Here is a 26,123-nt window from a genome sequence, read left to right as displayed (position 1 = left end):
TTTCACCACAAATCTTTTCTCAATTGTTCTAATATTATAAAAGCTTCTTTTAACTCCTCGAAATCTATTTTAGTAAGTATATCTAACGCTTTTTTTAATTCTGTTGTTGATAATTTTGAGATATGCTGTAATATATTTTTTATTTCTGTTGATGATATCCCCTCTGTTCTTTGCAAATAAACAACCTCACAATACTTTTTTAAAAAATCAAATTTCCCTTTCCAATCTTCCCCCATAACAAATATATCAACTTTATATTTTTTGATATCCTCAATTTTTTGATCCCAACTGTTTTCAGGAATAACCATATCAACACATTTTATATTTCTCACTATTTCAACTCTTTGTTCATACGGAATTATTGATTTTTTCCCTTTTATCTTATTAAAATCATCTGTCGAAACTGCAACAATCAATTTATCTCCAAGTTCTTTAGCTCTTTGTAATAATTTTAAATGTCCTATATGAAATAAATCAAAAGTACCATATGTTATAACAATTTTTTTTTTCATGTTTTCACCTCAAAATTTTATTAATAAATTTTTTTATTATATTTCTATCTTCAATATTAGGAGAAAAACGAAATGTAAATATTATTGTAACCAAAATCAAAATACTATTTAACAAAAACCATAATATCGTTTGATTAATCTTTTTAAACAATAGAAATAAAATAAAAGAATAAAAACCCTCTAAAATTATATACACAAATGTTTTTATATTATAAGGATATATTTTATGAATTATGCCAACTTCTATAAATTTTAGTAAATTTACTATTATTGTTGCTATTGCCAATGAAACGGCTATTCCCCAACTAAATTTTGGCCCTAACAATATACCTATTGTTGTTCCAGTTATAATCATAGCAATACCATTATATATTTCAAATCTTTGATATCCTGACATATTTAATAATGTTCCATTTGGACCAACAAATGAATTCAAAAATTGTGAAATTAATATTATCGAAACTATAATAGTTCCATTTGCATAATCTTTTCCAAGAAATTCTAAAATCCTTTTTACATTTAGTAATAAAAATATTACAATTGGTAACATTACATATGCATTCCAACGCGAAACCTCTTTAAATATTAAATCTATCTTTTTCATATTTTTCTCTTTCCAAGCATGAGCAAACTCCGGCATAGATACCGAAGCTAATGATGAGCCTAATATTACACCAATACTTCCCAAAGTAATGCCAACAGATAAATATCCAACAGTTTCATTAGTTGCATATAGTTTTTGTAAAATTTTTGAAAGACTGTTATATAAAGTATAAGTAATAGAAATTAAGTAAAATTGCCAAGAATTTATTAAAATCCATTTAATTTTAATATTTTTTATCTTTTTTATACGAAAAAGAGCGATAAATAAAGGGACAAAAAATGAAATTAAAGCAGCTAAAATATATGATATATAGTTAGAAATAAAAATATAGATTAAAAAAAAGCTAAAAATTCTTATTAATCTTGTTAATGTATCTCTTAAAAAACTTGTGTAATTCTGTTTTTTTATTCCAATAAAATAAGCATATAATAGATTTGCCGTTTGAGTAAGAAATATCATAAGCAAGATAATAACAATATTGAAAATATTCCATAAACCTATATTTCTCAAACTATACCTTAAGGTAAAATATATTACAGGTAAAAAAATAATATCTAAAATAAAATATAGATAGAAAAAATTAGAAAATAAATTAATAGAATTATTTTTATTTTTTGCACTTTCTCTTATCAAAAGTGTTGGTAATCCGAAATTCAATAATGTATAATATGTACCAACAAATCCTAAAATAACATTTGCTTTACCAAATTCAGAGGCTCCTAATATTCTAGCAATTAATAATTGAAAAACAAATCCTAAACCGCTTCCTAAAAATGACCAAGAAAATGTTTTTACACTTTTTTTAAAAAGAGTCATTTTATTCCTCCATTATTTTATCTATTAAATTCCAAACCCTTTGACTTGAATTACCATCTTGGTAATAATGAACAATGTTTTTTAATTCATTTCTTTTAGATTTATATTTATCTTTTGTAAATACTTTTAATATAGTTTCCTGAAGGGAATTTTGTGATGTTGCTTTTTCTCCTGGTGTCCACTGATTATATGGCTCTAATAATAACCCCCTTGTTTGTCTATACTCTTCTAAATCAACAGGGGTAAAAATTATAGGTCTATCTAACAACAAATAATCAAAGTATATTGATGAATAATCTGTAATTAACAAATCAACCCCATTTATCAATTCATATAGATCTAAATCATTCTTTTCTAAATCTGAATCTTTTAATAATTTAAAATTATCCTCATTTATATTTATTTTTACTTTATTCTCTTCATTTGGATGAAGTTTGGCAATAAATAAAATATTATTTAATTTTAAAAATTTCAAAAATTCCTTTTCATTAAATTTTTCAAAGCCAAAAACATTATTAAAATTTTTATTTCCTTCTTCTCCTTTATAACCTTTTCTGAAAGTCGGCATGAAAAAAACAACTTTCTTATTGCCAACTTCAAAAATTTTTGACAGATTTTTTTTACCGTCTGATTTAAATAAAAAATCATTTCTTGGCATACCAGTTATTACAAATTTATTGATATCTATACCTTCACAAGCAACCATTAGTACATTATATAACTGAGAATAGGAGAGCATATAATCTGTTTTTTTCCATATTTTTTTTATTCTTTTTATATTTTTTTCATTTTTATCCATTAAACCAATTGATTTTAAAGGAAAACCATGCCATAATTCGATATTTATTAATTTTTTTTTCTTAATTATCGGTCCATGAGTGGTAATCAACATTTTAGATTCAAATATTTTTTTATACTTTCTCAAAAATTTATTTAACTGATCATATTGTTTGTTTTTTATAAGACTTTTCAATGATGTTTTTCTTTCTTTGTATAAACTTATAATATATTTTTTTTTAAAATTTTCTGGAATAAATTTATATAATGACAAAGTGTTAGATCCACTATATGATTTATAATATAATGTGATTAATTTTTCTTCTGTTTTTGAAAATGAATATATAAAATTTAAAATTTTCAACATTTTTTATCACCTAGTATTTCTTTGTAAATTTTTACTTCTTTTTCTATAATTAGATTCCAATCATAATTTTTAGCATAATTTTTTAATACTTCTCTATCATATCCTTCTTTTAATACTCTTACAACTTCATCCGCAATTCTTTTTTCAAAATTCCCCCCCTCATTAATTATACTTCCATAACTTTTAATAACTTCTGGTATTCCCCCATTACTGCTGCCTATTACATATGTTCCACAAGCCATTGCTTCTATTAAAACAGCTCCAAAGCCTTCATTTCTACTTGGAAGTATCATTATATCCATTGCATTTAAATAATATGGCATTTTTTCTGGATTAATATATCCCATTATCTTTACATCTAAATTTTTAGTTTCATTTATTATTTTCTCTTTATATTTGCCTTCACCAATTAAAAGAAAAGAAATTTTTTTTAATTTACTATTTATAATATTAAATATTTCAGGTAATTTATCCGCCCTTTTTACGAAACTAAGCCCACCTGCAAATCCTACAACTTTTTCATCTAATCCTATTTCTTTTTTTATTTTTTCTCTATTTAAAATTTTAAACTTAGATAAATCTACTCCATTTGGTATTACAACTGAATTTTTTCCGCTAAAACCAAATTTTTTTGCTTTTTCAAGAAGACTTGTGCTTACAAAAATATTTTTAGTTGAATTTTCTAATGTTTCTATTGTAAATTTCTTTACATTAAAATCTTTTTGCGGGAAAAAATGAATATCACTTCCATGTGCCGTTACTATATATGGAATTTTATATTTTTCACTTATAATTTTCGCAATATATCCATGCGGATATATCCAATGCGCATGAATTAAATCATATTCTTTTATATTTATAATTTTTAAAATGCTTTTAGCTGCCATTCTTGGAAAATTATAAAAAATTCTTGTAAAAATATTAGTATTTATATTAATAAAATTAAATTCTACATTTTCTACAGTTATTTTTGATGGATATATTATATTTAAAGGTCTATTCATAATCTTTCTTAGAAATTTTAATGAAATACTATCTTTCATTATTGGAGAAATGGAATAATATTCTATTTTTGAAAAATTTTTTAGATATTTTAATCTATTTGTGATAAAAATACCACTCATTTTATTATTTGGTTTTGGATGCAACCCATTTATGAAAAGAATTTTCATTGATTATCCCTCACTATATATAACTTTAACAATCTTTTCACCTGTATTCCCATCACCATATACATTTTTTGGATAGTTTACTTCATTCTCATCAAATGCTTTTTCGTATAAATCGTTTTCATTTGCGAGTTTATTCCATTTTAATTCTATTAATTCTCGCCATCCTGTATCTGGCATTACTACTATTGCTTGTTTTTGTGCAAAATAGGCTTCTTTTTGTAATCCTCCACTATCCGTTATTATTTTCCATGATTTTTTTACTAATCCCATTAGGTTTAAGTAATCTATGGGGTCTAATTTTATTACTTTTTCTAAGTATTTTTCCAGTTTAAATTCTTTTATTCTTTTTCTTGTCCTTGGATGTATTGGAAATACTATCGTTTTTTCTTTTGATATTTTTTCTATTTGGTTTAATATTTTTTCCAATTTTTCTTTTTTATCTACATTAAAGTCTCTATGCATTGTCATTAATATATATTCATTTTCTTTAAGTTTTAATTTTTCAAATATTTCATATTTGAATTGTTTTTCCATTATTTTATATAGGTCATACATTATATCTCCTACAAAATATACTCCATCTGTTATATTTTCTTTTTTTAAATTTTCTACTGCTAATTTGCTTGGACAAAATAAATAATTAGATATTCTATCTGTTAATACTCTGTTTATTTCTTCGGGCATATCTTTTGGCTCTTGTCTTATTCCAGCTTCTACATGGGCTACTGGTATTTTTAATTTACTAGCAACTATTGCTCCTGCTAATGTTGTGTTTGTATCTCCATATACTAAAACTATATCTGGTTTTTCTTTTAATATTATTTTTTCAAATTCTATCATTATTTTTCCAGTCATTTCTCCATGATTTCCAGACCCAATATTTAAATAATAATCTGGATTTTTTATTTTTAATGTTTTAAAAAATATATCTGACATGTTTTTATCATAATGTTGCCCTGAATGAACAAGAATTTCTTTTATTCCATTTTTTTCAAATTCTTTATGTAATACTGCTTCTTTTATAAACTGCGGTCTTGCTCCTATTAAACTGATTATTTTCATTTCTTTTCCTCCAAAATTTTTTCTATTTCTTTTATCTCTATTTCCATTCTTTCTTTCCATGTATTTAATCTGTTTTTTTGATATTTTCTTTTGCTGTTATAGAAATATTTTATACCTTCTATTGCCTGCTTTGAAAATTCTTCGGGTTTTACATAGTATATGTTATTAAAATTCAGAAATTTTGAATTGTTTCCATCATCAGTAGCTATTGCAGGAATACCAAGGTATGAAACCTCTAACATTTGATTTCCTGTATTAGCATAATCATTAACTATTAAAACCACATCACATAAATTGTAGTAATATTTCATATCTTCATATTTAATTCTTCCCAACCATATTATATTATCTTGAACACCTAATTTCTGTGCATATTTTTTTAGCGAATCTTTCATAGGTCCGCCCATACCACCTATGAGAAGTTTAGCATTTATTCCATTATTTATTGTTTCTTTTAATAGGTATATTGCTCTATCTATTCTTTTAAAAGGATGAAATCTGTTAAATATTCCTAATACAAAAGTATTTTCTAAATTGTGTTTTTTCTTTAAATCTGAAATCTTTTTTTTATCTATTTCCTCTAATAATTTGCTGTCCAATCCATTTAATAAAAATAAATAATTTGTTATGCCTAATTTTTCTAATACTTTGTCACCTTTTGTTCCGTCGTTTGCCATTATTGCTAGATCAAATTTTAATTTATAGGCTAATTTGTGAAACCAGAGTTTTTTATTATTCAGATTATTATAATCAAGATAAGTTCCCTGGAATCTTTTTACTGCTGGGATTTTAAATATTTTCTTTATCAATAATCCTGGTATTGTTGAAAAAACTTCATATGAATAAATTAAATCTGGTTTTATAAACAAAGCTAATAAAATAGTTCTTATACTTTCAAAGATGGTATAGAATATAAAAAATATTGATTGAAATGATGTTACTTCAGATTCCGGTTTTACGATGGAATCAGGATGAGGAATTGGTATTTCTACTTCTTTTTTAGTATTTTTTTTACTTATTATGTTTCTAAAATATTCAAATAAATCTGGTGTTCCAAAAAAGTGATAATTTTTATAGTTTAAGAATTCACTCAAATCATATTTCTTACTGTATTTATAAAAAAAAGCAAAATGATAAACTTCATAGTTATTATTTAAATATTCTATTAAAGTGTTTTTAAACGACTGATTACTACCAACAACTGGACCAATTGGTCCAGAAATTAAGAACATTTTTTTCAATTTTTTCCACTCCTATAGATATATAAATTTTGTTTCGACTAAATTATTAACTTTTTTTATATCCTCAATTTTAGATATATTTTCTTTTACTATGACAAATCTATGTTTGATTTCTTTAAATAACTCTATATCGGTCTTTTCGTCTGAATCAACTATTATTATTATTTTTTCTATTTTATTTATTTTTTCTCTTATATCTTTAATATCTTTCAATTGTGCATTTTTTCTTATTACATATATTTCATATTCATCAAATAAATAATCAAATCCTTTAAAATTTAAAGGATAAATTATAGCTTTTTTTATATCATTATTATATAAATATTTTTTAAAATTACTGAATTTTAAATCATCATATATATCTGGTTCTTTAAAGTATTGTTTAAACAATTCAACATCAACTATTTTATTATTAAAATGTTCTCTTAAATAAATACCTACAAAGCCCATGATTATTGCTAAAAATAATGATGAGGCAAAAATTAAATTTTTATTTGGAGATGACGGGCTTTTTGGAGGGTATGGTTTTTCAATAATATCAAATTTTGGAGTGATTGAAAAATCTTTTAAATTTATTTGATTGATTAGACTGCTTATTTCTGATATTTTTTTTGAAGTTAGTTCCTGTTCTTTTTTGAGATTAAAATATTCATAATATAATGGAGATTGAGAATACATTTTGTTATCAATATTCTTTAATGTTTCTTCTAAAAAAGCTTTATATACATCCAATTTTTCATATTGTGATTTTAAAGAAACATATTCTTTAAAATCATTTTTTGATACTGTATCCAAATATAGATATTCATTAGAAAGTATTTTTTCAATTTCGTTATCTATTTCCTGCTCTAATAACTTTATATGGGTTTCCATTTCATAAATTTTAGGAGAATTGGGATTTGTGGATTTTAGTGTCTCTAACTCTAATTTTTCATTTAATAAACTTTTCTTCAAAGAAGAAATATTCTGGTTTGAAGATACTATTAATTCTTTCTTTAAAGATTCATCTATATTCATATAATTATTTTCAAACAGTTCAATTTTATTTTTTAATTCAAATCTCTGAGATTCCAGTTCGAAAAGGTTATTATATACTTCGTAATATTTGTCTATCAGGTTTTTTGGTAATGAACTTGAAAAGATTTTATTTTTTAATTCAAAATCTATAATTTCCTGATTTTTTTTATTCAATTCCTCTTCTAAAGTTTTTTTCATATTTTCAAGCTTAGATTTATAAATATTAAAAAACGCTTTTTGTTCATTGGTTGTGTATTCTATATAATAATCATAAACCTTTTGCAAAACCGAAGCTGATAGTGTCGGATCAGTTGAAGTAAAACTAACATAAATATAGTTTGTTGAAGGAACTTCTTCAAGTACTATCTGTTTTTTCAAAATATTAATAGCATTTCTTTTTTCAATCTTTGTTTTAAGTATTTTTCTGATGATGTTCAAGTTTTTATTATAATAACCCACTAAATCAAGATCATCAACTATTTTCTCTATAACAGGTTCTGAAATCAATCTTATCTTTTCAGAAGCTATTGTATTAATATTACTTCTACCTATTAAAGAGTTTATATCAACCAAGTTGGAAGATATAAATGATGTTTTTTGTGAATCATTTAGTTCTATAAGCATTTTTGATGTATATTTTTTATCTGAATATCTTATAAAAAGTATCCCAAAAGCTATTGTTAGGATAAAAGACAACCAGTAATATATTTTCCATCTTTTATACATATTTTTCATTATTGTTAATGTGTCCATTTTCATAACCTCCAGATTTATATATCAAATATGCTATCAGTATATAATATATATTCAAAAATACATATATATTAGTCATAGACTCTAATGTGCTGCCAGCAATAACTATATGCGTTGTTATTAAAAACATTAATTTACTGAATATGTGATTGTACTGTTTTAATATCATAGAATATATTTTTAAATATATCAATATGTATATAGTAAGTCCTAAAAATCCAAAATTATTGAATAACATTAGATATTGATTGTCCCATATATTTTGTGAATTGTATACATTACCAAAAATAGTATTTATAAACGTGCTAAAGGTATCCTCTCCTATATTTTTTTTAATTGCAGGTTTGGCTATATAATGAATTCTAATATAGAATGACCTATCATACTTTAACATTTTTATTATCCCATTTAAATCAAATGATTTTATTCCATATTTGTAATCTAAAGAATTAAAAATAATACTTAATGTGCTCAATATCAATAATAATATTATAATACTCAATATTATTTTTTTCTTATTTTTGGAATATATAAACTCAAAAACATAAAAAATGGAAAATACCAAAAACATCGCAAGAAGTGACGTTCTTGAGAATGTAAGAACCAAAGCACCAACGCTTAATAACAATAATAATATATTTAATAATTTATTTTTATTATTCACAATATTTAAATATGAAATATATATACCAATAGATGAAAATAATCCCGATAAGCTACTGCTTACACCTTTTTTAAAAGGAATAACTGCTCTATGAAATTCTCCTAAATGAGTTAACCCATCAAATAATATGTATGCAACATAAGAGATAAACAATATATTTAAATATTTAAATAATTTTATCTCATCATATTTATTTTTTTGAAAAAAATCATAAAAAATAATTAGTATAACAAAATATTCTATCTGTTTAAAAAATAAAATGTATTCTTTTGGGACTAATATTGTACCAACAAAAGAAGAAAGTATTATTCTATAGAAAAAAAGAATTATTGGAAGTGAAAAATACCAATAATATTTCAACTCTATTTTTTTATTTTTTATCATTTTTATAAAAAGAAAAGCAACAAATATTTCAGAAATATATATTATATCATCACCAAAAAACAAAACTGGTAACCAGAAAAAACCAAATAATAAAAACTTCAAAAGATTTTCAGAGATTTTACCAGCCCCTTTTTTAAAATTCCCAACCACCAAATTTTGTTGGCTTAATAAATTCTATAATTGTTGCTATTACCGGGACAAATAAATCAATCATAAACATTCTAAATTTTCTTGATATCAAAAATAATATTATAGAAATCATTGCAAATATTCCAAAAATCTTTATATTAAAAGCTAATAAAAATAGCGAAAAGAAAAACGCCATATACCATCTGCTTATTTTATGTAGAAAGAAAAAAAGGAAAGATATAAAATCTGATTTTAATTCAAAATACTCTTTTAATATTTGAATGCCACCCCTAACTATTCTTATTTTTTTTCTAAAATATGATTTTGTTGTATATTTTTCATGCTCTGTTTTACAAATTATTTCATCATTTTGAATGCTTTTACCACCATTTTTTATAACTCCCAATGGTATAAACAAATCATCTGCTATTATATTTTCTGGAATTTTAGGAAAATATTCTCTTTTTATAAAAATAAATGTTCCGCTTGAGACTACACATTTCCCAAAATAACTTTCAAAGTTTCTTATATTAAATTCTACATTCCAATATTTTTTAAATCCAGGTAATTCCTTGCTCCCTACAATCCCTGTAACCATTTCGGCTTTACTTAAAACAGCCTTTTTTATCGCGTCTTTAGATAAAAATACTGTATCAGCATCTGATATTAAAATATATTCACCTGATGATTCTCTAAATAATTTATTGAGCACACCAGATTTTCCTGTTCGTTTGAAATCAAACACCTTTACATTATCAAATTTTCTAGCTTTTTCTACAGTTTTATCTGTCGAGCCATCTGAACCTACTAATATTTCTAATTTTTCTTGTGGATAATCCTGAACTAATATATTTTTTATCTTATTTTCAATGTTTTTTTCTTCATTATAAGCAGGAATTAATATACTTATTTCAGGAAATTCAATATTCTTTTGATATTCTTTTTTTGATTTTTTTAAAACATTATAGATTACTGCTATAAAAACAAAAAAAATGTGTATTAATGATATTATTAATAAAATTTGCCACATTTTGCTGCCTCCATTATTTTGAACCTTTTAAGCCAAATATTGTTTCTACTGTTTGTATCATAATTTTAAAGTCTAATAACCATTTTCTATTTTTTATATAATATAAATCATATTCTGTTTTTCTTATATAATCTTCTAATGTTGTCGTATGTTTATAATTTATTTGTGCCCATCCGGTAATTCCTGGTTTTAATTTTAAACGAAACACATACATTGGAATATTTTCTTTGGCCATATTGTGGAAATGTTCCATTTCTGGTCTGGGACCAACTATACTCATAGTACCATTTAACACATTAAAAAATTGCAAGACTTCGTCAAGCCTTGTTTTTCTTAAAAATTTCCCAAAAAATAATACATGATTATCTATTCTTTCATTAGGATTAGAAAATCTATTTTCATCTTTTTTGTCTTTTAATGTTCTAAATTTTATCAATACAAACGTTTTTTCATTTTGACCAACTCTTTTTTGTTTAAATACAACTGGTTTTCCATCTTCAAAGAATATTAATAAATAAGATATTATTATTACTGGAGAAAATAGTATTAGTAATATTAAGGAAAAGAATATATCCACAATTCTTTTTGCTGGTGATTCTTTTATTTCGCTGAAAGCCACTTCGTAGTGTGATTTAAATTTTTCAGCAACTTGTATAGGTATTCTCTTTAAAAATCTCTCTACAATCACTGGTAAATATTCAACTTTTACACCATTCTCTTTAAATTCATTTATTTCATCAATTACTAATTTTTCTAATTCAGGATCTGCTATTAATACCCCATCATATACTTTAATTAATTTTTTTAATTTGACTGGCGAGGGATTTATATATTCAACAAATTGTAATTTTCCAAGACTTTTTTTCTCTATTTCATTCATTAATTTATGCCATTCTTCCTTTTTCCCTATTACTATATATTTTTTTGGTGTTATATTTTTTAACAAAATATAATAACTTATTTTATGAATTATTGGCAAAGCTATTATATTGAATACAAAGTTATCCAGAAAATACTCTTTTAATATATATCCATCAAATATCACATAAAATGTTGATATTACAAGAAAGCCCAGCATTGTTCCAGCAAAAACTCTAATTATTGTATCATTCCAGCTCTCTATATTTTCAAAATCATATGTTCTAAATGCGTAAATTCCAAGATATATTGATGTTGAAAATATAAATGATATATATATGTTTTGAGTTATATATAAATTAAAAACCATTAAAAATATATAATCAATTAATTTTAAAAAATTTGAATTTATTTTCATTTCATGCCTCCAACTGTATTTTCTTTCAAATCTAATTATAGCACAATTTTTACATTTTGTTTTTATAATAAAATAAGAAATTGTTAAATTTAGAAAAAAATGGCTGTGGAGATATATATTCTATTAGCTTTTTTTCATAACTTACCTCCACAACCTTCTTTTGACTACCATAAAAATCCTAAGATCCATAATGGAACTTTATTTTTTATTGGCAAATCTATATCATCACGTATAACAAAATCTGACTTTTTTATTTTTTTATTTTTTCCGCCAACTTCTATTTTTATCCCATTCCAAATAAAATCGCCGTCTTCTTCTTTTTTTAATGCGAATATTTCCCCTTTTTCTTTTAATGCAAAAACAGTATAGGCTTCTCTAAAATTGCCAATTTCTCCTTTGAAAATATAATAATACGCAGGATCTGAAAGAAATATTTTTTTTCCTTTTGTATTTACATTAAAACCTCTCTCTTTTAACACAATATTTATTAATTCTGATTCTGACATAACATTTAATAAATCATATAATTTATTTTTACTTATACCCCATTCTTTGCACATCTTTTCAACATTAATTGTTGGAATTTTTGAATATATCAAGTAACCAATTATTGCTTTCATCAATCTTAAATGATTTTCATTTGTTGACTTTAAAAAAAACGGGATATCGCTATATATGGTTTTTTCTAATATATTTTCCATTTTTTCAGAAAAATTCCCTTCAAGGAAAAATGGTCTTGTTCCTGATATTGCATAATCTTTGAATAATTTCAAAATTTCCAAATCTTTTATTTTATTCAAAAACTCATTTTTATCGAAATTAAACGGGGTTTTTATTGGTTCAATTTCTAACCCAGTTACTAAATGAATATATTCTCTAAAAGAAAGCCATGGAATCCTTACTTTAATAAAGCGTCTTGAAAGATCACTTATACCTGTTCTTAATACAATACTACTGCTATCGCTTATCCAAATTTTTTTATTCGGATAGGAATCATATAGCGATTTTATATATATACTCCATTTATTTATATAATGAACTTCATCTATAACTATTCCGCTATATCCATTTAAAAAAATATTTTCAGCCAAATCATAAAAGGGAATTGAAGCAATTAAAGGGTCATCCCCTGAAATATAAAATAAATTATTTTTTCTTATTTTGGTTAATAGATACGTTGTTTTTCCAACACCTCGTGGACCATAAAATAGCATCCCTCTATTATCATATTTATCTAAATTTTGAAAATACAGTCTTTTTTTTTCTGGCAAAGCTGTCAAAAGACGCTCTGTTTTTAACTCCAATCTTTCAATAATATCCTCGATTTTCATTTTTTAACCACCTTCAGAAACAAATTATCTTATTATATTATCATATGTATTATACCATAAATCGTTCTAATATAATTCTTTTTATATTAATTTTTCTATTTCGTTTTTTTACAGAACTATTTTTTTGAAAAAGCGTTCTATTATAGAACTTATTTTACTTCTTCGTATCTTTTGAATAAAAAATAGTTAGATATAACAAAAACATGAGAGTTTTTAGGCTCTCATGTTTTGTCAATTTAAAGACTTGTATAACTAACTGTCATAACCATTAGGATTAGTCTTTTGCCAGTTCCATGAATCTCTGCACATATCGACTAAATTTCTTTCTGCTTTCCATCCTAATTCTTTTAAAGCCTTTGTTGGATCCGCATATATTTGATCCACATCACCTGGTCTTCTATTTGTTATTTCATATGGTATTTTTATGTTATTTGCTTTTTCAAATGCTTTTACTACATCTAAAACGCTATATCCTACGCCGGTTCCAAGATTATATACTTTTACACCTGCTTCATTCATTATTTTTTCCAATGCTTTTATATGTCCAATTACTAAATCCACAACATGTATATAATCTCTCACTCCTGTTCCATCATGAGTATTATAATCATTTCCAAATACATATAATTTTTCTCTTTTCCCAACTGCCACCTGCGTAATATATGGCATTAAATTGTTTGGTATACCATTTGGATCTTCGCCAATTCTTCCTGATTCATGTGCTCCTATTGGATTAAAGTATCTTAATAATGCTATGCTCCATTCATTATCTGATATGTATAAATCTTTTAATATTTCTTCTATGAATAACTTTGTTCTTCCATATGGGTTTGTTGCTGATAATGGTGCATCTTCTGTTATTGGAACTTTTTCAGGATTCCCATATACTGTTGCTGATGAACTGAAAACTATTTTTTTTACATTTTTTTCCTTCATTATTTCCAATAGGTTTAAAGTTCCTGTTATGTTGTTGTGATAATATTTCAAAGGTATTGCTACAGATTCACCAACAGCCTTTAAACCAGCAAAATGTATTACTGCATCTATTTGATTTTCATCAAATATTTTTTCTACATCTTTTTTGTTTAATAAATCTATATCATAGAATTTGAAATCTTTTCTAGTTATTTCTTTTATTCTATTTAATACTTCTGGTTTGCTATTTGAAAAATTATCTAAAACTACAATTTTATATCCTGCATTTAAAAATTCTATACATGCATGAGATCCTATATATCCAGCACCACCTGTTATTAATATCGCCACAATTCCACCTCCGTTATTTTTCTTTTTCTATTCTTAAATTATTGTAATATAATACTTTTTAGATAAAATATATTATAACATAACATTATTTACTTTAATATATTTAAAAATTTAATTATTTAGATTTTTCATTGTCATTTTTCTCATTTCATGATATAATATTATTGTTTTATAAAATTAATATAAGGGGGTTTGGGGATGGCTTTGAAAAATAAAGCTGGGTTTTCTTTGTATGAAGTGCTTATTGTATTGGCGGTTATTGCTATTCTGGGAGCATTTGCTGTTCCTATGGTAAATAATGTTGTAATGAAGGCGAAAATGACAAAGATTATAAACGATATGAAGGTTCTGGAAAATTCTGTTATTCAGTATTATTACAATGAGGATTCTTTGCCAGCTGATATCAGTGCTTTAATTGCTGGTAATTACCTTGAGAACACCATTGACAGTATTGATTTTAGTGTTAACAGCAATGTTGTTTATGTGTTTTATACCGATGAATTCGATAAGGCTGATTCTCTTGAAAATTTGGATTCTACTTTAAAATGGAGTGGTTCTAATACAGATTTTTCTTCACTTGATGATACACCTTCTGAGACTAAAAAATATCCAGTTTTAAAGGTTATTTTTTAATATTATAAAAACATATGCCAATAATAATAAAGGATATAGTGATTTGCTATATCCTTTTATTATTATACGATGTCCAAAAAGTAAAGTCGCTCAAACCTTGATTGTTAATCCTCAAAAATAGCTCATTCTCGCCGGTCGTATCAGACTCACATCCGTGTTCGGCTTCACTCAATTTTGCATCCGTGCAAAATTGACCGGCTACATTCGCTATTTTTTCGGACAATCTGCGAGTTTTCGCTTGCTTTACTAATTGGACACACTATTTTATTATTATTGTGTGATATAATTTTAATGAGTTAGCATAATGGTTTTATAATGTTTTTTATCCAATAACCCACCGCAGGCGAGTACGGAGGTGAAATGTTGAAATTAAAATTAGAGGATTTTAAGATTAATATGCCACAATTGAATTTTGAAACTACAGAAAGTTTAAAGCCAATAACACAATATTTCGGTCAGAAAAGAGCATACGAATCTATTTTAATGGGCCTTGAAATAGAACAGAAAACACATAATATTTTTATAACAGGTCCAGTAAATACAGGCAGGAGGACTTTTGCTAAAAATATTTTGGCACAATATTCAACAAATAAAAAAACACCAAAGGATTATATTTATGTTTATAATTTTAAGAATTCGATGAGGCCAAAAGCCATTTCATTGAAATCTGGAGAGGCTAAAATTTTTAAAAACGAGCTTGAAGAAACCATAGAAATGGCTTTTAATGCTATAAAAAAAGGACTTGAAGGTGAGGACTTTTCACAAAAAAGGACACAATTAGAGCAGGAATATTTAAATGAAAGAAAAAAAATATGGGAAGATTTGAAAAAACAAGTGGAAAGTTTGAGTTTTAAGCTACAATTTACATCCGACGGTGCTGTAACTATACCAGTATATGAAGGTAAAGAGCTAACGGATGAGGAGTATGAAAAATTACCAGAAGATATAAAAAGTAAGTATGAAGAAAAAACTCCTATTTTAAGGCAATTGATGGAAAAAGCTATGATAAAAATAACAGAAACTGATAAAAGTTATCGTGAACAATTGAGAAATCTTGAAAAATATTGGGCTTTATTTACAATATCTGGAATATTTGAGAATCTTATAAAAAAGTATAATGGAAATTCTGATGTGGTTGAATATTTAAATGATATAAAAAACGACCTGTCAGAAAACTTCCCAGAAATTTTATCCGATGAAAATATATTAAAATATTATAGAAAGAAATATTCTGTAAATATTATAATCGACAATTCATCAATAAGTGGAGCTCCTGTAATAGAAGCAACGGATCCAACTTATTCTTCATTAATAGGGAAGATTGAGTATATTTCGCAAATGGGTGTATTAAAAACAGATTTTATGATGATAAAGCCAGGGATGCTACATAAGGCTAATGGTGGATATTTAATTCTTGATGCTGAAAAGGTTATGAGAAATCCATATGTATGGGAAGCGTTAAAAAATGCTTTGATGAATAGGGAAGTGAAGATAGAGAATTTAGAGGGTAAAATGGGATTAAGTGTTGTTCATACTCTGGAGCCAGATCCTATTCCACTTGATATAAAGGTAATTTTAATAGGAGAAGAGTGGATGTATGAAATGTTATATGCTTATGATCCCGATTTTAAAAAATTATTTAATATAAAGGTACCTTTTGATACGGAAATAGATTTAAATAAGGAAAATGCTGATTATTTTGCACAGTTTGTAAAAAATATAATAAAGGAAAATAATTTAAGGGATTTTACGAAAAAGGCAATAGAAGAATTGATAAAGTATTCATGTCGAATTAATGGAAGAAATGATAAGCTTTCTGCAAAATTTGGATTATTAAAGAACATTATACTTGAATCAAATTATATTTCTGATAGATATAGTGATACTATACCATATGTTGATGGCAATGCTGTAAAAGAGGCTATTAAAAAACATGAAAACATGTTCTCTTTATACAGGGATAAAATAATGGATTCAATAAAAGATGGGCAATTGATTTTGGAGACAGATGGTATGAAAATCGGTCAGATAAATGGTTTAACGGTTATGGAGGTAGATACGTTATCCTTTGGAGTGCCTGTAAAGATAACAGCTAAAGTTTTCTCGGCAAAGCAGGCGGGATTGCTCGATATTCAAAGGGATTCTGATATGAGCGGAAAAATACACAGGAAATCAACGTATATTATAGAAAATTATTTTTATTCAAAATATCATCTTGATGAAAACATGGTATTTTCTGCCTCAATAAGTTTTGAACAGGTATACTCTATGCTCGAAGGAGACAGTGCATCTCTTGCAGAGGTTTTGGCGTTGATATCTGCAATATCAGCTGTTCCAATAAAGCAAAATTTTGCTGTAACAGGTTCTATTGATCAGAATGGGAATATACAGCCTGTTGGTGGAATAATAGAAAAGATAGAAGGTTTTTATAATGTATGTAAAATTAAGGGATTAAACTCGAAACATGGCGTAGTAATTCCATATCAAAATGTTAAAAATATTGTGTTGAATCATGAGATTGAAGAAGCTATTAAAAATAATAAATTTCATATATATGTTGTAAAAAATGTAGATGATGCGATAGAAATAATGATGGATAAAAAAGCTGGGAAAACAGATGAATTTGGGAATTATGAAAAGGATACAGTAAATTATAGGGTATTGGAAGGAATAAGGTATTTAAAGAAATTACATCCCACTAAAAAGAGGTTTTGGCTGTGGAAATAGAAAGAAAAGAGATAAATAAATTTGATGAGATTCTCATTGAATTTCTTGAAGAACTCGATGATGTGACTGATGAGACAAAAAAACAATATACAAAGTCTATAAAATATTTTTTAAATTATTTGAGAAAACGCAATGTATCAAAGCCAACACCAAAAACAGTTAAAATGTGGAAAACCTTTTTATTAAAGGAAAAAAGTCCATATACTGTAAATTTATACCTATCAGGTATAAGGCGTTTTTTTGCTTTTTTAGAAGACAGAGGATTATATGCAAATATTGCAAGGAATGTAAAAGGAGCCAAAAGACCATTTGGACATCAAAAGGATATATTAACAGACGATGAGATAAGAGAGATTTTTCAAACTATTGATACGTCAAATTTGTCTGGAAAAAGAAATATGGCAATAATAAAATTGCTCGCATATACAGGTATAAGAACATATTCTTTAACGAGGATAAAAATAAGAGATATTGTAAAAAGAAATAATAAGGTTTTACTGCATTATAAATCCAAAGGTCATGTTGGAAAGGATTCTATAATTTCACTTCATAAGGATGTATATGAAGCGATAAATGATTATTTAAAAGAAAGGAATAAGATAAAAAAGGTTAAACCAAATGATCCTTTATTTATTTCACTTTCAAAGAATTCATATGGAAATGCTTTAACGGAAAGAGCTATTCAGATGATTATTGATAAATATTTTAATGAGTTGGGTTTGAAGGATTTTAGAGGCGGAAAAAAGTTGTCTGCACATTCATTCAGACATACTGTTATTACAAAAATAGCTTTAAACCATGGCATAGAAGCTGCGAAACAGATTGCAGGACATAAGAATATTTCTACAACACAGATTTATTATCATGAAGCAACTTCTGTTGCACTTGAAGCAGATGAGCTTATTGATTTTAATGAATAAATAGAAATAGAAATAGTATAGTTATTTTTTTACTATTAAATATTTCTCAAAATAATATTCGATCAAGCGGTGAAATTTCTAATCTTCAAAATTTTTCATTCCCGCCGGTCGTTCAAACTCGCGTCCGTGCTCGGTTTCACTCAAAATCACATCCATGTGATTTTGACCGACTCCATTCAAAATTTTTCAGGAAATTTCAAGCTTTCTCTCATATTATTTTTTGAAATATTTAGATTATATATTTATTATATTTTTTATTTTAATTATACACGAATCCAAAAAATTTTGTTTTTATTCCAGATCGTTTTTCAGTCCTATTGTATTTAATATTATCGAATCTTTTTGTCTCCATTTGTCTTTTACTTTTACATATAAATCAAGATAAACTCTGTCATCAAGTAGCATTTCTATATCCTTTCTTGCGAGCATTCCTATTTTTTTTATCATTCTTCCTTTTTGTCCTATGATTATACCTTTTTGCGATTGTCTTTCAATATATATTTCTGCTCTGATATATATAAGGTTTTCTTTATTTGTTATTTCTTCCACCACTACTGCTGTAGAATGCGGTATTTCTTCTGAGGTTAAATGGAATATTTTTTCCCTTATTAATTCTGATATCATAAATGCTAACGGCCTGTCTGTTGTCATGTCTTCAGGAAAATATTGTGGCCCTTCTGGTAATACTTCTATTATTTTTTCAAGTAATTCTGATATGTTTTTACCTGTTAATGCAGAAATTTTGAATTCTGCTATGACATTTGATTTTTCGTCAAGTACTGTTTTTATTCTTTTTTCTGCTTCTTCTATTTGATTTTGTGTTGCTGCATCTACTTTGTTTATTATCAGTATTGTGGGGATACCGGATTCTTTTATTATTCTGGCTATGTTCAGGTCTGATTCTCTAACCATATCTATTGGATCTATTAAAAAGAGTATTAAATCCTGCCCTTTTAATGCGTTTATTGCTATTTTTACCATATATTCTCCAAATTTATGTAATGGTTTATGTATCCCCGGTGTATCCACCAATACTATCTGTGCATCTGGTGTATTCAATATGCAATTTACCCTATTTCTTGTGGTTTGTGGTTTATCTGACACTATAACCACTTTTCTTTTCATTATCGCATTTATTAATGTGGATTTCCCAACATTTGGTTTTCCTGCTACTGCTACAAATCCACTTTTCATTTCATCAACTCCCTTAATTTTTCCATTATCATTGCTGTTGCCCTGCAATCATCTTCGTTGTATTTTATTATTTTTTCCAGACTTTCTTTATGTCCTTTTAAGTAATTTTTGTACTCTATAAATATGGCATATCCGTTTAAATCCGTTCTCCATTTGTAGCCAAAATATTTGCTTATGTCTTTTAATGAATATGATGTTACTGGAATCGCTATATTTTTCTGTATTTTTTCGTATAAATCATATGACCTGTCTTCGATTTTGTAGAGATATTTATATAGATGTGATATGTTTTTTGTTATCATTTGAAGTCTTTTTATGTCATAAACATCATAATGAACTATTATATCTTTTGTTGAATCTATGAATTTTAAAAATCTTTCAAGGTTATCATCTATATTTTCCACATTTAAAAATGCTTTGTATTTGTTTTTTATTAATATTCCGTGTAGGAAATCAAGGTCTCTATATGTTTCAACATCATATACTATGTATTTTTTTGGTATGTCAAATTTGTTTATTATTATTGGTTTGTTTTCAAGTAATGATTTAAGATTATATAATGGTTTTCTGAATTGTGGTGGTACCTGTTCTATTTTATTTGCTTCTACTGCTTTTATAGGGTTGATATTTATATCTTTTAATAATTTCAGATAGCTTGTTGATATGCCAGGAACTATGGATATGTCCCCTTTTTTTAGTAATTCTCTGTGACATTGAACCTTTATTTTACAGAATTTACAGTGATTTCCTGGTGTTTTTTCCTGAGGTGTTTTAAAATATTCTATTTCTTTTTTTAATAATGGCATTTTTCTTTCTATCCATCTTTCAGAAAAATAATGGACTTTATTTTCAAGGGTTACTTCTATTCCCCTGACATCTTTTCCATTTTTTCGAAAGTATAGATATACAGCTATTATATGATATATATGGTTTAATTTTAATTTTCTTGATTCTCTGGATATCTTTGCTGTTTTTCTTCTATTGTCGTATTCATCATAGCTGGCTACTATTGTTATTCCTTCATAGTTAATTTCGAAGTATTTTGTTGGTCTTTTGTAAATTGGAACAAAATGTTTGCACTTTTTTATGTTTCTGTAATTTAATAAATCCATTTTCATAAATTCCAGCTCCGCTTCTATCTGCGTTTTTAATTTTTATATTTTTTATATTAGATTTTTTTATTTTATATTCACTCAGGCGGAAAATTCTTTTCCTCATTACAGGATTACTTGCCGCCGTCGCTTAGACTCGCATCCGTGCTCGGCTGCGCTCAAAATCACATCCTTGTGATTTTGACGGCTCACGTAATCCTTCCATTCGGGAATTTTCAAGCCTTCGCTACATATAAAATTAAAAAAATCTAATAATCTCAAAAAAATAACGTGAGAGTATTATTTTCTGAAATTATCAATTTACGTGAACATAATGGAATGTCTAAAAAGTCTAATTTGAATATAATTTAAAAATCAATAATCACTTTTATTTTTAGTGTGTCCAATTAGTAAAGTAAGCGAAAACTCGAAAATTGCCTGAAAAAATAGCATATGAAGCCGGGCAATTTTGCATGGATGCAAAATTGAGTGAAGCCGAACATGGATGTGAGTCTGATACGACCGGCGAAAATATGCTATTTTTGAAGATTAGCAATTAAGGTTTGAGCGGCTTTACTTTTTGGACACTCTATTTATCTTCAAAATCATTAACTATACAACTTTTCAATATCACCAAATTCAAGGAATAAATTGGCTATGTTTTTTAAAAATCCCAATCTGTTTATTCTTATACTTTCGTCTTTATCCATAACAAAAACATTATCAAAGTAATTGTCTATTGCACTTTTTAATTTTAATAATTCTTCTATTGCACTTTCATAATCCAAATGTTCTATTTTTTCTTCCATCTTGCTTTTTACTGTGAGGTATTCATTGAATAATTGTTTTTCTGCTTCTTCTTTAAATAATCTTCCTTCATATTTTAAAGAGTCGTGTTTTCTGGATATATTTTGTACCCTTTGAAATGTTTTTATGAATGTTTTAAAGTTTTCAGAGTATACTACTTTATTTAAAGCTTGAGCTGATATTAATGCGCGTAGTGGTTTATTCCAGTTTATTGTTACTGTATTTATTACATCGGTTGATATTCCTTTTTTAGATAGATATGTTTCAAATCTACCTTTAAAGAAATCTGCGATTTCTTTTTCGAGATATTCAATATTTATAATTTTTGCAATTTCTTTCATTATTTCATTTAGGTCTATATCCCAATTGTTTTCTATTATTATCCTTAAAACCCCATATGCTTTTCTTCTAAGTGCAAATGGGTCTTTTGAACCAGTTGGTATTTTTTTGATTCCAAAGAAACCAATTATATCATATAATTTGTCTGATAATGATACTATTAATGAGTTCAAATCTGATGGCAATTCATCATTTTCTTCAACTGGTCTATAATGTTCTTCTGGAACCATGTATATATCTTCTTTATAACCTTTGTGTTTTAAATATATTCTTCCCATCGTTCCTTGAAGTTCAGGAAATTCATATACTATATGTGTGGGAATATCTATTTTAGAGAGTTCTGCTGCTTTTAATAAAGTTTGGTTTTTGTAGTTGAGTTTTTCTGCTATTATTTTTGATATTTCTTTTAACGCTTTCACTTTGTCTAAATATGTTCCAAGACCTGCCTGATAGGTTATTTCATTTAATTTAGATAGATATGTTTCTTCATCTGTATTCAGATCTTCTTTATAATAGAATTTTGCATCATCAAGTCTCGCATTTATAACTCTTGAATATCCATTTGTAACGTTTTTTTCTTCGCTTAATCCATCTTGAAATGCGACGTAATAATTTGTTATTTTATTTTCTTTTTTTGCTACGAAACTTCTTTGATGATGTTTTACTGTAATTTTTATTACTTCTTCTGGCAAATCCAGATATTCTTCATTAAATGATCCCAATACTGCTGTTGGATATTCGGTTAATTGTGTTATTTCATTTATTAATTCCTCATCTTTTTCGATTTTTAGTTCGTTATTTGTTGAAATTGTTTCTATTTCTTTTTCTACTCTTTCTTTCCTTTCTGTATAATCTGCTATTACAAAGTTTTCTCTTAATTCATTAAAATAATTTTCCGGATGATTTATAGATATTTCACCTTTTCCAAGGAATCTGTGCCCAAATGTTTTTCTCGATGTATTTATTCCAAACAATTCAAAGTCTATTATGTCGTAATTCAATAATGCCATTATCCAGTGTACTGGTCTTATGAATTCATAATCACCATTACCCCATCTCATTGGTTTTTTAAATCTTAATTTTTTTATTATCGATGGATATATTTCCGATAGAGTTTCAGATATTTTTTTACCTTCTTTTTTTATTTTTGCAAATATATATATATTACCTTTTATTTCTTTTTCTTCTATTTCATAATTTTCACCTTTTAATGAGTTTAAAAATCCTTGATATGGTCTGGCTGGATTACCATTTTCATCAAAAGCAACTTTTTTTGCGGGACCTTTTCTTTCTATTGTTCTATCCGGTTCTTTTTCAGGTAGTCCTTCTAATAATATTCCAAATCTTCTTGGCGCTATGAATACCTGTAATTTGGAATAGGATATGTTCCTTGATTTTAATTCTTCTTCTGTATATGTATATAATTGTTTTATTATATTTTCATATTCACTTGATGGTAATTCTTCAACTCCTATTTCTAGTAATGATTTATTCATTGCCTTCGCCCCCAATCTCTTCTAAATATGTGCGGGCAGTCTTTCTCGCCATGTCTCTTATGATTAATATGTATTTTTGACGTTCATTTACACTTATGGCATTTCTTGCATCAAGTAGATTAAATGCATGTGCTGCTTTTACAAGATAATCGTATGCCGGTAAATATAATTTTTCTTTTATTAATGATTCGAACTCATTTTTATATGTTTCAAACAAGTTGTATAATGTCTTTATATTTGCTTTTTCAAAATTGAATATGGAAAATTGCCTTTCGTTTTCTTTAAATAATTTGCCATATGGTATATCTTTATTCCACATGGTTTCATATACATTTTCTTTTCCCTGTAAATACATCGCAAGCCTTTCTATTCCATATGTTATTTCAAGTGATATAGGTTTTAATGAAATTCCTCCCATTTGTTGAAAATACGTAAATTGAGTTATTTCCATTCCGTCAAGCCATACTTCCCATCCTATTCCCCAAGCACCTAATGTTGGTGATTCCCAATTATCTTCTATAAATCTTATATCATGTTCTAAAGGATCAATTCCTATCGCCTTTAATGATTCTAAATATATTTCCTGAGAGTTTTTGGGAGATGGTTTTAATATTACCTGATATTGGTGGAATCTCTGCATTCTGTTAGGATTTTCACCATATCTTCCATCTGTAGGTCTTCTGCTTGGTTGAACAAAGGCTATGTTATATGGTTCTTTACCAAGTGTTTTAAAAAATGTCGATGGGTGATATGTGCCTGCACCCATTTCCATGTCGTAAGGTTGGTCTATTACGCAACCATATTCTGACCAAAATTTATCCAATTTTAATATTAAATCCTGTATATACAAGTCAATTCCTCCCTATTCGAGTGAAATTAATAATGGATAATGTGGTTGTGACCCATTGTGAATTTCCACTTCAAGGTCCGGAAAATCTTCCATTAATTCATTTGCAATTAATTCCACTGTTTTTAATTCTATATCTTGACCATAGAATATGGTCATTATTTCATATCCATCATTGATTTTTTCTTTTAACACTTTTATTACAGCCTCTGTTAAATCAAAACTATGCGCTTTTAATTCTTTGCCGACAAATACAAGGTATTCATCTTTTTTTATTTTCTCTTCAGCAATTTCCGAATCTCTTATAGCATAGGTTACCTGTATTGGCACTATTGAAGATATTTCTGATTCTATTGCCTCTTTTAATTCTTCATAGGTCATATTATCATCAAAAGCTAATAAAGCTGAAATTCCTTCCTGTATATATTTTGTTTTTATTACAAGTATTTCTTTGTCTTTTACCATATCTGCAACTTTTTCTGCTGTTAATATAATATTAGGATTATTTGGCAATATTAATATCTTTTTTTGAGGCAATGTTTCTATAGCCTCCATAAAATCCTTTACGCTCGGATTCATTGTTTGTCCGCCAAAAATAACCTTATCTACACCAAGACTTTTAAATATTTTTGTTATTCCTTCACCAGGCGATACTGTTATTATGCCCCAATTTTCATTATTTGTTTCGTAAATTGGCTCTTCTTCTGATGAGGTTACTGCGTTAGCTGTTTCTACAACGTGTTCGTGTTGAACTTTCATATTGTCTACTTTTACTTTATATAATTCGCCATAATTTATGAATTCTTCGAATACCTTACCTGGTCTATTGGTGTGAACATGTGTTTTCAGGAATTCTCCCTGATGAACTAATACGATTGAATCACCGAGTTCTTCTAAGAATGCCCTTATTTTGTCTATTTCTTCTTTTGATATTTCTGGATTATTCAATTTTAATACACATTCTGTACAATATTGAAATTTTATTTCTTCATATGCTATTTCTTTTATCTGCTCTACTGATGCACTTTCTATTTCTTTTAGATTTATTGTTGTATCGCCTTTTATTGCGTCTCTGAATCCTTTTATTATATAGCTAACACCTTTTGCTCCTGCATCTACAACATTAGCATCTCTTAATTTTTTTAGATATTTTGGTGTTTCTTCAACCACTTCTTCGGATATTTCATATAATTTTTCCAGAAATTCTTCAAAATCTTTTATTTCAGATAATTCATTTTCGGCCCTTTCAGCAACTTTTCTTATTAATGTGAGCATTGTCCCTTCTACCGGTTTTATTACAGCATGGTATGCAACTTCTTTTGCGTTTTTTAATGCTTCTATAAAATCTTTTGTTGTTACTGTTTCTTTATCTTCAAGTGTTTCAGTAAAACCTCTGAATATTTGAGAAAGTATAACTCCGGAATTTCCTCTTGCTCCCATTAATAATCCGTCTCTCATATTTTTCATTATATCCTTTAATTTGTCCTTATTTTTAACTTTGTCAAGCCATTCACATGCTTCAAGCATTCCTGAAGACATATTTGAACCTGTATCTCCATCAGGGACAGGAAATACATTTAATGCATTTATTTCATCTTTGTTTACCAATAATGTTTCGGCCGCCTTTTTGAATGCCACATAAAAGTCTTTTGCCTTTAATTCTGTCAT

20 protein-coding genes are annotated in these 26,123 nt (G+C 26.6%); 3 read left to right on the top strand and 17 right to left on the bottom strand.

Annotation, left to right across the window (positions count from 1 at the left end; translation table 11 throughout):
- Positions 1-2: 2 nt before the first annotated feature.
- From tagD to galE, 12 genes are all read right to left on the bottom strand, one after another.
- Complete coding sequence (gene tagD / locus XO12_RS05870) at positions 3-512, bottom strand: glycerol-3-phosphate cytidylyltransferase (RefSeq protein WP_047266772.1); 510 nt, start codon at positions 510-512, stop codon at positions 3-5.
- Between the two features lie 4 nt (positions 513-516).
- On the bottom strand, positions 517-1,932 hold the full coding sequence (locus tag XO12_RS05865; RefSeq protein ID WP_175419862.1) for a lipopolysaccharide biosynthesis protein: 1,416 nt from the start codon (positions 1,930-1,932) through the stop codon (positions 517-519).
- A 1-nt stretch (position 1,933) separates the two neighbouring features.
- Positions 1,934-3,076, bottom strand: a complete 1,143-nt coding sequence (locus tag XO12_RS05860) for a CDP-glycerol glycerophosphotransferase family protein (protein WP_175419861.1) — start codon at positions 3,074-3,076, stop codon at positions 1,934-1,936.
- Positions 3,070-4,248 (bottom strand): glycosyltransferase, encoded by a 1,179-nt coding sequence (locus tag XO12_RS05855; RefSeq protein ID WP_175419860.1) that lies wholly within the window; start codon positions 4,246-4,248, stop codon positions 3,070-3,072. Before XO12_RS05855 ends, XO12_RS05860 begins: the two co-directional genes overlap by 7 nt.
- A 3-nt stretch (positions 4,249-4,251) precedes the next feature.
- Positions 4,252-5,310, bottom strand: a complete 1,059-nt coding sequence (wecB, locus tag XO12_RS05850; RefSeq protein ID WP_175419859.1) for a non-hydrolyzing UDP-N-acetylglucosamine 2-epimerase — start codon at positions 5,308-5,310, stop codon at positions 4,252-4,254.
- Positions 5,307-6,542 (bottom strand): glycosyltransferase family 4 protein, encoded by a 1,236-nt coding sequence (locus tag XO12_RS05845; RefSeq protein WP_254867691.1) that lies wholly within the window; start codon positions 6,540-6,542, stop codon positions 5,307-5,309. Before XO12_RS05845 ends, wecB begins: the two co-directional genes overlap by 4 nt.
- Positions 6,543-6,563: 21 nt before the next feature.
- Positions 6,564-8,321 carry a hypothetical protein gene (locus tag XO12_RS05840; protein WP_175419857.1) on the bottom strand — a complete coding sequence of 586 codons (1,758 nt, stop codon included), beginning with the start codon at positions 8,319-8,321 and terminating at the stop codon, positions 6,564-6,566.
- Positions 8,287-9,471, bottom strand: coding sequence for a hypothetical protein (locus XO12_RS05835; protein ID WP_175419856.1), 1,185 nt, complete (start codon positions 9,469-9,471; stop codon positions 8,287-8,289). The genes XO12_RS05840 and XO12_RS05835 overlap by 35 nt, the downstream gene beginning before the upstream one ends.
- A 31-nt stretch (positions 9,472-9,502) precedes the next feature.
- On the bottom strand, positions 9,503-10,528 hold the full coding sequence (locus tag XO12_RS05830; protein WP_175419855.1) for a glycosyltransferase: 1,026 nt from the start codon (positions 10,526-10,528) through the stop codon (positions 9,503-9,505).
- Positions 10,529-10,541: 13 nt separating this feature from the next.
- A complete protein-coding gene (locus XO12_RS05825; RefSeq protein WP_175419854.1) occupies positions 10,542-11,804 on the bottom strand; it encodes a sugar transferase in 1,263 nt (420 codons plus the stop codon).
- Positions 11,805-11,968: 164 nt separating this feature from the next.
- Positions 11,969-13,135, bottom strand: a complete 1,167-nt coding sequence (locus XO12_RS05820; protein ID WP_175419853.1) for an ATP-binding protein — start codon at positions 13,133-13,135, stop codon at positions 11,969-11,971.
- 252 nt (positions 13,136-13,387) lie between these two features.
- Positions 13,388-14,401, bottom strand: coding sequence for a UDP-glucose 4-epimerase GalE (galE, locus tag XO12_RS05815; protein ID WP_175419852.1), 1,014 nt, complete (start codon positions 14,399-14,401; stop codon positions 13,388-13,390).
- Between the two features lie 198 nt (positions 14,402-14,599).
- On the opposite strand from galE, the gene XO12_RS05810 reads away from it, so the two are divergent.
- From XO12_RS05810 to XO12_RS05800, 3 genes are all read left to right on the top strand, one after another.
- Positions 14,600-15,034, top strand: a complete 435-nt coding sequence (locus tag XO12_RS05810) for a type II secretion system protein (protein WP_175419851.1) — start codon at positions 14,600-14,602, stop codon at positions 15,032-15,034.
- A gap of 363 nt (positions 15,035-15,397) precedes the next feature.
- A complete protein-coding gene (locus tag XO12_RS05805) occupies positions 15,398-17,761 on the top strand; it encodes a Lon protease family protein (RefSeq protein ID WP_175419850.1) in 2,364 nt (787 codons plus the stop codon).
- Positions 17,752-18,681 (top strand): tyrosine-type recombinase/integrase, encoded by a 930-nt coding sequence (locus tag XO12_RS05800; protein WP_047266782.1) that lies wholly within the window; start codon positions 17,752-17,754, stop codon positions 18,679-18,681. Before XO12_RS05805 ends, XO12_RS05800 begins: the two co-directional genes overlap by 10 nt.
- A 291-nt stretch (positions 18,682-18,972) precedes the next feature.
- On the opposite strand, the gene era is transcribed toward XO12_RS05800, so the two are convergent.
- From era to XO12_RS05775, 5 genes are all read right to left on the bottom strand, one after another.
- Positions 18,973-19,875: a GTPase Era gene (gene era / locus XO12_RS05795; protein WP_047266783.1), complete on the bottom strand. Its 903-nt coding sequence runs from the start codon at positions 19,873-19,875 to the stop codon at positions 18,973-18,975.
- Positions 19,872-20,993 carry a TM0106 family RecB-like putative nuclease gene (locus XO12_RS05790; protein WP_175419849.1) on the bottom strand — a complete coding sequence of 374 codons (1,122 nt, stop codon included), beginning with the start codon at positions 20,991-20,993 and terminating at the stop codon, positions 19,872-19,874. Before XO12_RS05790 ends, era begins: the two co-directional genes overlap by 4 nt.
- Positions 20,994-21,574: 581 nt before the next feature.
- On the bottom strand, positions 21,575-23,608 hold the full coding sequence (glyS, locus tag XO12_RS05785; RefSeq protein ID WP_175419848.1) for a glycine--tRNA ligase subunit beta: 2,034 nt from the start codon (positions 23,606-23,608) through the stop codon (positions 21,575-21,577).
- Entirely contained in the window at positions 23,601-24,458 is an 858-nt protein-coding gene (locus tag XO12_RS05780) for a glycine--tRNA ligase subunit alpha (protein WP_175419847.1), read from the bottom strand. Before XO12_RS05780 ends, glyS begins: the two co-directional genes overlap by 8 nt.
- A 12-nt stretch (positions 24,459-24,470) precedes the next feature.
- Positions 24,471-26,123, bottom strand: coding sequence for a DAK2 domain-containing protein (locus XO12_RS05775; protein WP_175419846.1), 1,653 nt, complete (start codon positions 26,121-26,123; stop codon positions 24,471-24,473).

This window comes from Marinitoga sp. 1154 (genome assembly GCF_013363285.1).
Lineage (GTDB): Bacteria > Thermotogota > Thermotogae > Petrotogales > Petrotogaceae > Marinitoga.
The sequence above is the reverse complement of the archived record's forward strand: the minus strand, read 5'-3'. Positions and strand labels throughout refer to the sequence as shown.

Coding starts and splice junctions, on each gene's coding strand:
- tagD (WP_047266772.1), bottom strand. CDS start 512: ATGAAAAAAAAAATTGTTATAACATATGGTACTTTTGATTTATTTCAT.
- XO12_RS05865 (WP_175419862.1), bottom strand. CDS start 1,932: ATGACTCTTTTTAAAAAAAGTGTAAAAACATTTTCTTGGTCATTTTTA.
- XO12_RS05860 (WP_175419861.1), bottom strand. CDS start 3,076: ATGTTGAAAATTTTAAATTTTATATATTCATTTTCAAAAACAGAAGAA.
- XO12_RS05855 (WP_175419860.1), bottom strand. CDS start 4,248: ATGAAAATTCTTTTCATAAATGGGTTGCATCCAAAACCAAATAATAAA.
- wecB (WP_175419859.1), bottom strand. CDS start 5,310: ATGAAAATAATCAGTTTAATAGGAGCAAGACCGCAGTTTATAAAAGAA.
- XO12_RS05845 (WP_254867691.1), bottom strand. CDS start 6,542: ATGTTCTTAATTTCTGGACCAATTGGTCCAGTTGTTGGTAGTAATCAG.
- XO12_RS05840 (WP_175419857.1), bottom strand. CDS start 8,321: ATGGACACATTAACAATAATGAAAAATATGTATAAAAGATGGAAAATA.
- XO12_RS05830 (WP_175419855.1), bottom strand. CDS start 10,528: ATGTGGCAAATTTTATTAATAATATCATTAATACACATTTTTTTTGTT.
- XO12_RS05825 (WP_175419854.1), bottom strand. CDS start 11,804: ATGAAAATAAATTCAAATTTTTTAAAATTAATTGATTATATATTTTTA.
- XO12_RS05820 (WP_175419853.1), bottom strand. CDS start 13,135: ATGAAAATCGAGGATATTATTGAAAGATTGGAGTTAAAAACAGAGCGT.
- XO12_RS05810 (WP_175419851.1), top strand. CDS start 14,600: ATGGCTTTGAAAAATAAAGCTGGGTTTTCTTTGTATGAAGTGCTTATT.
- era (WP_047266783.1), bottom strand. CDS start 19,875: ATGAAAAGTGGATTTGTAGCAGTAGCAGGAAAACCAAATGTTGGGAAA.
- XO12_RS05790 (WP_175419849.1), bottom strand. CDS start 20,993: ATGAAAATGGATTTATTAAATTACAGAAACATAAAAAAGTGCAAACAT.
- glyS (WP_175419848.1), bottom strand. CDS start 23,608: ATGAATAAATCATTACTAGAAATAGGAGTTGAAGAATTACCATCAAGT.
- XO12_RS05775 (WP_175419846.1), bottom strand. CDS start 26,123: ATGACAGAATTAAAGGCAAAAGACTTTTATGTGGCATTCAAAAAGGCG.